Origin of the sequence: Psychrobacter sp. TB55-MNA-CIBAN-0194 (assembly GCF_040309505.1) — a bacterium.
GTDB lineage: Bacteria > Pseudomonadota > Gammaproteobacteria > Pseudomonadales > Moraxellaceae > Psychrobacter > Psychrobacter fozii.
The window spans coordinates 1-270 of sequence record NZ_JBEOOW010000319.1 but is presented as its reverse complement, the minus strand read 5'-3'; the positions used below and the strand labels follow the sequence as shown (position 1 = coordinate 270).

Sequence of the window (270 nt, the reverse complement as noted above, 5' to 3'; positions counted from 1 at the left end):
ACCAATACCTCATCGCTAGCGGTGACGGCAATAGCCTCCGATTGTGAGCATCCAGAGCGCGTGGCAGGATTTCACTTCTTTAATCCAGTACCCTTAATGAAAATCGTTGAAGTGATTCCGGGACTCTCTACCAAATCTTCAGTAGTAGAAACGCTTACAACTCTAGCCAAACGCATGGGGCATTTAGGGGTCGTTGCAAAAGATACTCCAGGGTTTATTGTCAATCATGGCGGTAGAGCTTATGGCACAGAAGCGTTGAAAATATTAGGC

Annotated in this window: 1 protein-coding gene; it reads left to right on the top strand. The window is 46.3% G+C overall.

Going from position 1 to position 270, the window contains the following annotated elements:
- Positions 1–270, top strand: a 270-nt coding sequence (locus AAEY75_RS15300; RefSeq protein ID WP_352260061.1) for a 3-hydroxyacyl-CoA dehydrogenase NAD-binding domain-containing protein, incomplete at both ends; no start/stop codon positions are given.